The organism is Actinotalea ferrariae (genome assembly GCF_019733465.1).
Lineage (GTDB): Bacteria > Actinomycetota > Actinomycetes > Actinomycetales > Cellulomonadaceae > Actinotalea > Actinotalea ferrariae_A.
The window spans coordinates 1-6,362 of sequence record NZ_JACVQL010000328.1 but is presented as its reverse complement, the minus strand read 5'-3'; the positions used below and the strand labels follow the sequence as shown (position 1 = coordinate 6,362).

Here is a 6,362-nt window from a genome sequence, read left to right as displayed (position 1 = left end):
CGTCGGTGCCGCCCCGGCCGCGAGCTCGCCGACGCCGACGAGGGCGAGGACGGGCGCCGCGACGTCGCCGCCCGACGGGACGCGGTGCACGGTGTCCGCGTCGCCCGTGACGCCCAGCGCGGCGGCCTGCGTCGCGAGCCGCGCGGCGAGCGCGGCCGGCAGGGCGTCGGGCTCGAGCAGGGCGACCGTCGCCGGTGCGTCCGGCGTGGCGCCGGGGCGGCGGGCGACGGCGACGGCGAGGACGTCGACGTCGAGACGGGCAGGGTCCTTGAGCGTGAGGTTCACCGAGGGCACCCGTCGATGCTATCCGTGACCACGGGGACGGCGGTCCGTGGGCGGTGGTGGCCGGTGCGCCGCACGGCTGTGGAGGGGTCCCGGTCGGACGGCCCGTATCCTCGTCGCCGTGTGGTCCCCCCTGGCCGTCCTCGTCGCGGCGCTGTCCGTGGCCGTCGCGGCATGGGCCGGGTGGCGTGCCGTGCGCGACCGCCCGGTGATCCTGCGGCAGCTCCTCGCGGGGGGCGTCGTCGAGGCGCTCCTCCTCGTGCAGGTGGTGATCGCGGCCGTCCGCAGCGCGACCGGTGACGGACCCGCCGACGCGGCGACCTTCTGGGGGTACCTCGTCACGACCCTGTTCGTGCTGCCGGTCGCGGCCGTGTGGGCGTTCGCCGAGCGGACCCGCTGGAGCTCGGTCGTCCTCGTCGTCGCGTCCCTCACGGTCGCCTTCCTCGCGTACCGCTGCGTCCAGGTCTGGACCGGCGCATGACGAGCCCCGAGGGGTCCGAGCCCACGGCGGACATCGCCTCGCCGGGCACCAGCACGGCGACCGGACCCGGGCGGGTGCTCGTCGCCGTCTACGCCGTCCTCGCGCTCGCGGCGACGGCCCGGTCAGCGGTCCAGATCACGCGCGACCTCGAGGCGGCGCCGGTCGCCTACCTGCTCTCCGCGGTGGCCGCCGTCGTCTACGTGGTCGCGACCGTCGCGCTCGCGCGCGGCCGCAGGACCGCGGCCTGGGCCGCGGTGGGCTTCGAGGCGGTGGGCGTGCTCGCCGTCGGCGCGCTCTCGGTCGCCGCGCCCGACCTGTTCCCCGACGACACCGTGTGGTCCGGCTTCGGCGCCGGCTACGGCTACGTGCCGCTCGTGCTCCCGCTGCTGGGCCTCGTCTGGCTGGCCCGGACGCGTGGCCGGACGCCGGACGCCTGGCGCACCCCGCTAGGTTGAGCGCCGTGTACCGGCTCCTCTTCGACCAGGTGTTCCGGCGGATCGATCCCGAGCGCGCCCACCACGTGGGCTTCCGCGTGGTCCGTCTCGTGGCGGCCGTGCCGGGCCTGCGCGAGCTCGTCGCCCGGCGCACCCGGCCGGCGGGACCGCCGCTCGCCGTCATGGGCCTCGAGGTCCCGGCGCCGTTCGGTCTGGCCGCGGGCTTCGACAAGGACGCACGCGGGATCCGCGGGCTCGCGATGCTCGGCTTCGGCTTCGTCGAGGTCGGCACGGTCACGGCGCACCCCCAGCCCGGCAACGACCGGCCGCGCCTGTGGCGTCACGTCGAGCAGCGCGCCGTCCGCAACCGGATGGGCTTCAACAACCAGGGCGCCGTCGCCGTCGCCGCCCGCCTGCGCCGCGTGCGCGCGGCCGCCTGGTCCCGCGGCGTCGTCGTGGGCGTCAACATCGGCAAGAGCAAGGTGACGCCCGTCGAGGACGCGATCGGCGACTACGCGACCAGCGCCCGCCTGCTCGCGCCGCTCGCCGACTACCTCGTGGTCAACGTCTCGTCGCCCAACACGCCGGGGCTGCGCTCGCTCCAGGCGGTCGATCAGCTGCGGCCGGTGCTCGCGGCCGTGCAGGCGGCGTCGGCCGAGGTCGGCGCGGCGCCGCCGCTGCTGGTCAAGATCGCCCCGGACCTCTCGGACGACGACGTCGACGCGGTCGCGGACCTCGCCGCCGAGCTGGGCCTGGCGGGCGTCGTCGCGGTCAACACGACCATCGCGCACGACCTGGGCGAGGGCGGCCTGTCCGGGCCGCCGCTGCTCGGGCGCGGCCTCGCGGTGGTCCGCCGGCTGCGCGAGCGGCTGCCCGCGGACGCCGTCGTCATCGGCGTCGGCGGCGTGACCACGCCCGACGACGCGCTCGCGTACCGGGAGGCCGGCGCCGACCTCGTGCAGGGGTACACCGGCTTCGTCTACGAGGGACCGTTCTGGGCCGCGCGCGTCAACCGGGCGCTCGCGGGACGGTGGGCCATGGCGGGGAGGTCGCGATGACGCGTGTGCAGTGGGAGTGGCTGTTCCTCGACGTCCAGGACGCCGAGCTCGACCGCCCGTTGAGCCCCGCCTTCACGAACCGGTTCGACGCCGAGGCGTGGCTCGGCGAGCACTGGCGCCACCTCGCGACGCAGGGCGTCGCGGCCGCGCAGCTGCTCCAGCAGGGCGCGCCGGCGGCCGCCGCGCTGCCGCTGCGCGCGGGCTGACCGCCGGCCGCAGCCCGGGGAGCGCGTGCGCGGTCGGCTCGTCAGACGACGGGGGACGCCGCGCTCGAGACCGTGCTCGGCGCCGCGACGCGCGCGTCGCGGCCCATGCCGAGCGATCGCCACGCCGCCGCGAGGCCCAGGACGCCCCGCTCGAGGTCCTCCGCCGGCAGGCTGAACGGCAGCCGGAGGCGGTCCTCGAACGAGCCGTCCGCGCCGAACAGCGGCCCGGGGGCCACGCGCACGCCGTGCCGGACGGCCACCGCGGCGAGCGCGGACGAGACCGGCGCTCCCAGGTCGACCCACGTCGACAGCCCGCCCGCCGGAACCGGGACCTGCCACGGGAGGTGGCGCGCGACCGCTGCCAGGAGCGTGTCGCGCTGGACACGCAGCTGTGCCCGGCGCACGTCGAGCACCTCGTCAGCCCGGGCGAGGAGCTCCTCGACCACGAGCTGCTCGAGCACGGCCGTGCTCATGTCGTGGTGCGCGCGCCGCGTGGCGAGGCGCCCGACGACGTCGCGGTGCCCGCGGACCCAGCCGACCCGCAGCCCGCCCCAGAAGGACTTGGAGGCCGAGCCGACGGCAACCAGGCCGCTGCGCGTCGCGTCGCCGGTGATGCTCGACGGAGGCGGGCCGTCGAGGACGAGGTCGGTGAGCGTCTCGTCGGCCATGACGAGCGTGCGGTGCCGCGCGGCGAGCTCGCGCACCCGCGCGCGACCCTCGTCGTCGAGGCTCTGACCCGTCGGGTTGTGGTGGTCGGGGGTGAGGTGGACGAGCCGCGGCGCCACCTGCCGCACCGTCGACTCGAGCAGGTCCAGGTCCAGGCCGTGCGGCCCGACCGGGACTGGCACCGGACGGCCGCCCGCCGCGCGGATCGCGGCGAGGACGTTGGGGTACGTCGGCTGCTCGACGACGACGCGGTCACCCGGGCCGACGACCATGCTGATGACGAGGGTGATCGCCTGCTGCGCGCCGGTCGTGACGAGCACCTCGTCCGGCGCGGTGGGCGTGCCGCGCGCGGCGTAGCGTGCCGCGACCTGCGCGCGCAGGCCCGGCAGGCCCTGGTGCGAGTAGCCGGTCGTCGCGAGGAGGCGGGGGAGCGCCTCGAGCGCCCGCGCGGCCGCCTCGGCGAGCTGCGGCGGTGCCGTGGGCGCGGCGACGGCCAGGTCGACGGTCGCGCCGTCGTCGGTCCCGGTCAGCGGCAGCCCGTCACGGGCACGGCCCGCGCGGCCCGGCTCGGAGGGGAGGGTCGTGACGCTGCCGGAGCCGCGGCGGGTCGTGAGGAACCCCTGCTCCCGGAGCCGCTGGTAGGCCGCCGCGGTCGTCGTGCGGGAGACCCCGAGAGCCTCGGCGAGCTCACGCTCGCTGGGCAGCCGGGTGGCGAGCGGCAGGGAGCCGTCGAGCACCGCGCGGCGCAGGCCGTCGGCGAGGGCGAGGTAGGCGGTGCCGCCCGCGGGCATCGCCCCGAGCGTCCGTTGCAGGGCCGCCGCGCTGACGCGGCGCTCGACGGCGCGCGGGTGGTCGGGCGGCATGGTGCCACTCTGTCAGAAGTGGCTATGGAGAACCAGGCCAGATGAGCGTCACAGTCGTGCTGTGGCACTTCTCCAGGAAACCTCGGCCCCGTCAGGACGTACCGTGAGCGACGTGCGTCGCGCCCTGCAGCTCCTCGTCGGCCTCGTCCTCTACGCCGCCTCGATCTCGCTGCTCGTCCGCGCCGGCCTCGGCAACATGCCGTGGGACGTGCTGAGCGAGGGGCTCTCCGAGCGGCTCGGGTGGACGTTCGGCACGGTGACGGTCGTCGTGAGCGTCGCCGTGCTCCTGTGCTGGATCCCGCTCCGCCAGCGGCCGGGCGTCGGCACGGTCGCGAACGTCCTGGTCATCGGCGTCCTCGTCGACCCGTTCCTCGCCCTGCTCGGGCTGCTGACGGACCCGCTGCCGCTGTGGGCCGCGATCGCGATGACGGTGGGCGGGATCGTGCTCAACGGGCTCGCCACCGCGTGCTACATCGGCACCCGCCTCGGGCCGGGGCCGCGCGACGGGCTCATGACCGGGCTCGTGGCCCGCACGGGCTGGTCGGTCCGCCTGGTCCGCTCGGGCATCGAGGTCGTCGTCGTCGCCGCCGGGTGGCTCCTGGGCGGCACCGTGGGCCTCGGCACGCTCGGCTACGCGCTCGCGATCGGGCCGCTCGTGCACTGGCTCCTGCCGCGCTTCACCGTCCCGCTGCAGGCGCCGGCGGCCTCCGTCCCGGAGGCCGCCGGCGCCTGACGCGAGGCGGGCGTAGGAGCGCGGCTCAGACGGGGCGGCTCGCGGGTGCGTTCTCGGCGGTCTTCGCCGGGTCGCGCACGACGACGTCGCCGAGCACCTCGTCCACGCGCGCGAGCAGCTCGGCCGGGATCGTGACCCCGGACGCCTTGACGTTCTCGCCGACCTGCTCGGGCCGGGACGCGCCGATGATCGCCGCGGCGACGTTGTCGTTCTGGAGCACCCAGGCCACCGCGAGCTGCGCCATGCTGAGGCCGAGCTCCTCGGCGACGGGCGCGAGGCCCTGGACGGCGCCGAGGACCTCGTCGTTCATGAAGCGGCCGATCATCTTCGCGCCGCCCTTCTCGTCCGTGGCACGCGACCCCGCGGGGAGCTCCTGGCCCGGCTTGTACTTGCCCGTGAGCACGCCCTGGGCGATGGGGGACCAGACGATCTGCGAGACCCCGAGCTCGCGCGACGCCGGCACGACCTCCTCCTCGATGACCCGCCACAGCATCGAGTACTGGGGCTGGCTCGAGATGAGCTGCACGCCGAGCTCGGTCGCGAGGGCGTGGCCGGCGCGGATCTGGCCGGCCGTCCACTCGCTCACGCCGATGTAGAGGGCCTTGCCCTGGCGGACGACGTCGGCGAACGCCTGCATCGTCTCCTCGAGCGGCGTCTCGGTGTCGAAGCGGTGCGCCTGGTAGAGGTCGACGTAGTCGGTCCGCAGCCGCTCGAGCGACGCGTCGATCGACTCCCGGATGTGCTTGCGCGAGAGGCCCACGTCGTTCGGCCCCTTCGGACCGGTCGGCCAGTAGACCTTCGTGAGGATCTCGAGGGACTCACGGCGCTGCCCCTTGAGCGCCTTGCCGAGGACGCTCTCGGCCTTGCCGTTGGCGTAGACGTCGGCGGTGTCGAACGTCGTGATGCCCGCGTCGAGCGCCGCGTGGACGCACGCGACGGCGGCGTCCTTCTCGACCTGCGAGCCGTGGGTGAGCCAGTTGCCGTAGGCGATCTCGGAGATCTTCAGGCCGGAGTTGCCGAGGTAGCGATGTTCCATGCGCCGAGCCTAACCGCGGTCGAATCGGTTCGACGCGTCGAGCGTCGAGCGTCGACCGCTCGTGCCGCACGGCGGCGTCGGGCGGGGGTGTCAGACGGGGAACTCGCCGCGCGCGACCTGCGGCTTCGGCAGACGCGTGCGGCGCATCTGGAAGGCACGCAGCACGCCGTACATCACCGCGCCGCGCTGGACCTCGCCGAACTTCTCGGTCATGCGGCGCTTGAGCGTGCGGCTGAGCAGCACGGCGTCGACGATCGTCGCGCCGATGAAGAGGTAGAGCACGGCGATCACGACGAGGCCCGCGACCTGGCTCTGACCGGTCAGCATGAGCGCGAGCACGACGACGATCGACGCCGGCAGGAACAGCTCGCCGAGGTTGCGACGCGCGTCCACCTGGTCGCGCACGAAGCGACGGACGGGGCCCTTGTCCCGCGGCGGGAGGAACCGGTCGTCGCCCGTCTGCATCGCCACCTGCTCGCGCACGCGGTCGGCCTTCGCCTGCTCGCGCGCGGCACGGGCCGCGGCCTTGCGGTCGACCGGCACGAGCGGCTTGCGGCGCGCCGCCTCGGCCTCGCGCCGGCGCGGCGTCGGCCGGCCCTTGGC

Annotated in this window: 8 protein-coding genes and 1 pseudogene; 5 read left to right on the top strand and 4 right to left on the bottom strand. The window is 75.6% G+C overall.

The annotated features are described in order from the left end of the window. Positions 1 to 294: pseudogene (locus ICW40_RS21680) on the bottom strand (M17 family peptidase N-terminal domain-containing protein); the annotation flags it as partial. A gap of 109 nt (positions 295 to 403) precedes the next feature. Between ICW40_RS21680 and ICW40_RS19100 the strand changes: the two are divergent. From ICW40_RS19100 to ICW40_RS19085, 4 genes are read left to right on the top strand one after another with little or no spacing between them, the layout of a single operon-like run. Beyond that, positions 404 to 763 carry a hypothetical protein gene (locus tag ICW40_RS19100; protein ID WP_221655575.1) on the top strand — a complete coding sequence of 120 codons (360 nt, stop codon included), beginning with the start codon at positions 404 to 406 and terminating at the stop codon, positions 761 to 763. Beyond that, entirely contained in the window at positions 760 to 1,218 is a 459-nt protein-coding gene (locus ICW40_RS19095; protein WP_221655574.1) for a hypothetical protein, read from the top strand. The genes ICW40_RS19100 and ICW40_RS19095 overlap by 4 nt, the downstream gene beginning before the upstream one ends. Before the next feature lie 5 nt (positions 1,219 to 1,223). Next, on the top strand, positions 1,224 to 2,255 hold the full coding sequence (locus ICW40_RS19090) for a quinone-dependent dihydroorotate dehydrogenase (RefSeq protein ID WP_221655573.1): 1,032 nt from the start codon (positions 1,224 to 1,226) through the stop codon (positions 2,253 to 2,255). Next, complete coding sequence (locus ICW40_RS19085) at positions 2,252 to 2,461, top strand: hypothetical protein (protein WP_221655572.1); 210 nt, start codon at positions 2,252 to 2,254, stop codon at positions 2,459 to 2,461. The genes ICW40_RS19090 and ICW40_RS19085 overlap by 4 nt, the downstream gene beginning before the upstream one ends. A gap of 41 nt (positions 2,462 to 2,502) precedes the next feature. Here the strand turns inward: ICW40_RS19085 and yczR are convergent, their stop codons facing one another. Continuing rightward, entirely contained in the window at positions 2,503 to 3,990 is a 1,488-nt protein-coding gene (gene yczR / locus ICW40_RS19080) for a MocR-like transcription factor YczR (protein ID WP_221655571.1), read from the bottom strand. Between the two features lie 103 nt (positions 3,991 to 4,093). Between yczR and yczE the strand changes: the two genes are divergently transcribed. Continuing rightward, on the top strand, positions 4,094 to 4,723 hold the full coding sequence (yczE, locus tag ICW40_RS19075) for a membrane protein YczE (protein WP_221655570.1): 630 nt from the start codon (positions 4,094 to 4,096) through the stop codon (positions 4,721 to 4,723). A 25-nt stretch (positions 4,724 to 4,748) separates the two neighbouring features. Here yczE and ICW40_RS19070 read toward each other — a convergent pair whose 3' ends face one another. Further along, a complete protein-coding gene (locus ICW40_RS19070) occupies positions 4,749 to 5,759 on the bottom strand; it encodes an aldo/keto reductase family protein (RefSeq protein ID WP_221655569.1) in 1,011 nt (336 codons plus the stop codon). A 90-nt stretch (positions 5,760 to 5,849) separates the two neighbouring features. After that, positions 5,850 to 6,362, bottom strand: a 513-nt coding sequence (locus tag ICW40_RS19065; protein WP_221655568.1) for a DUF3043 domain-containing protein, incomplete at its 5' end; no start/stop codon positions are given.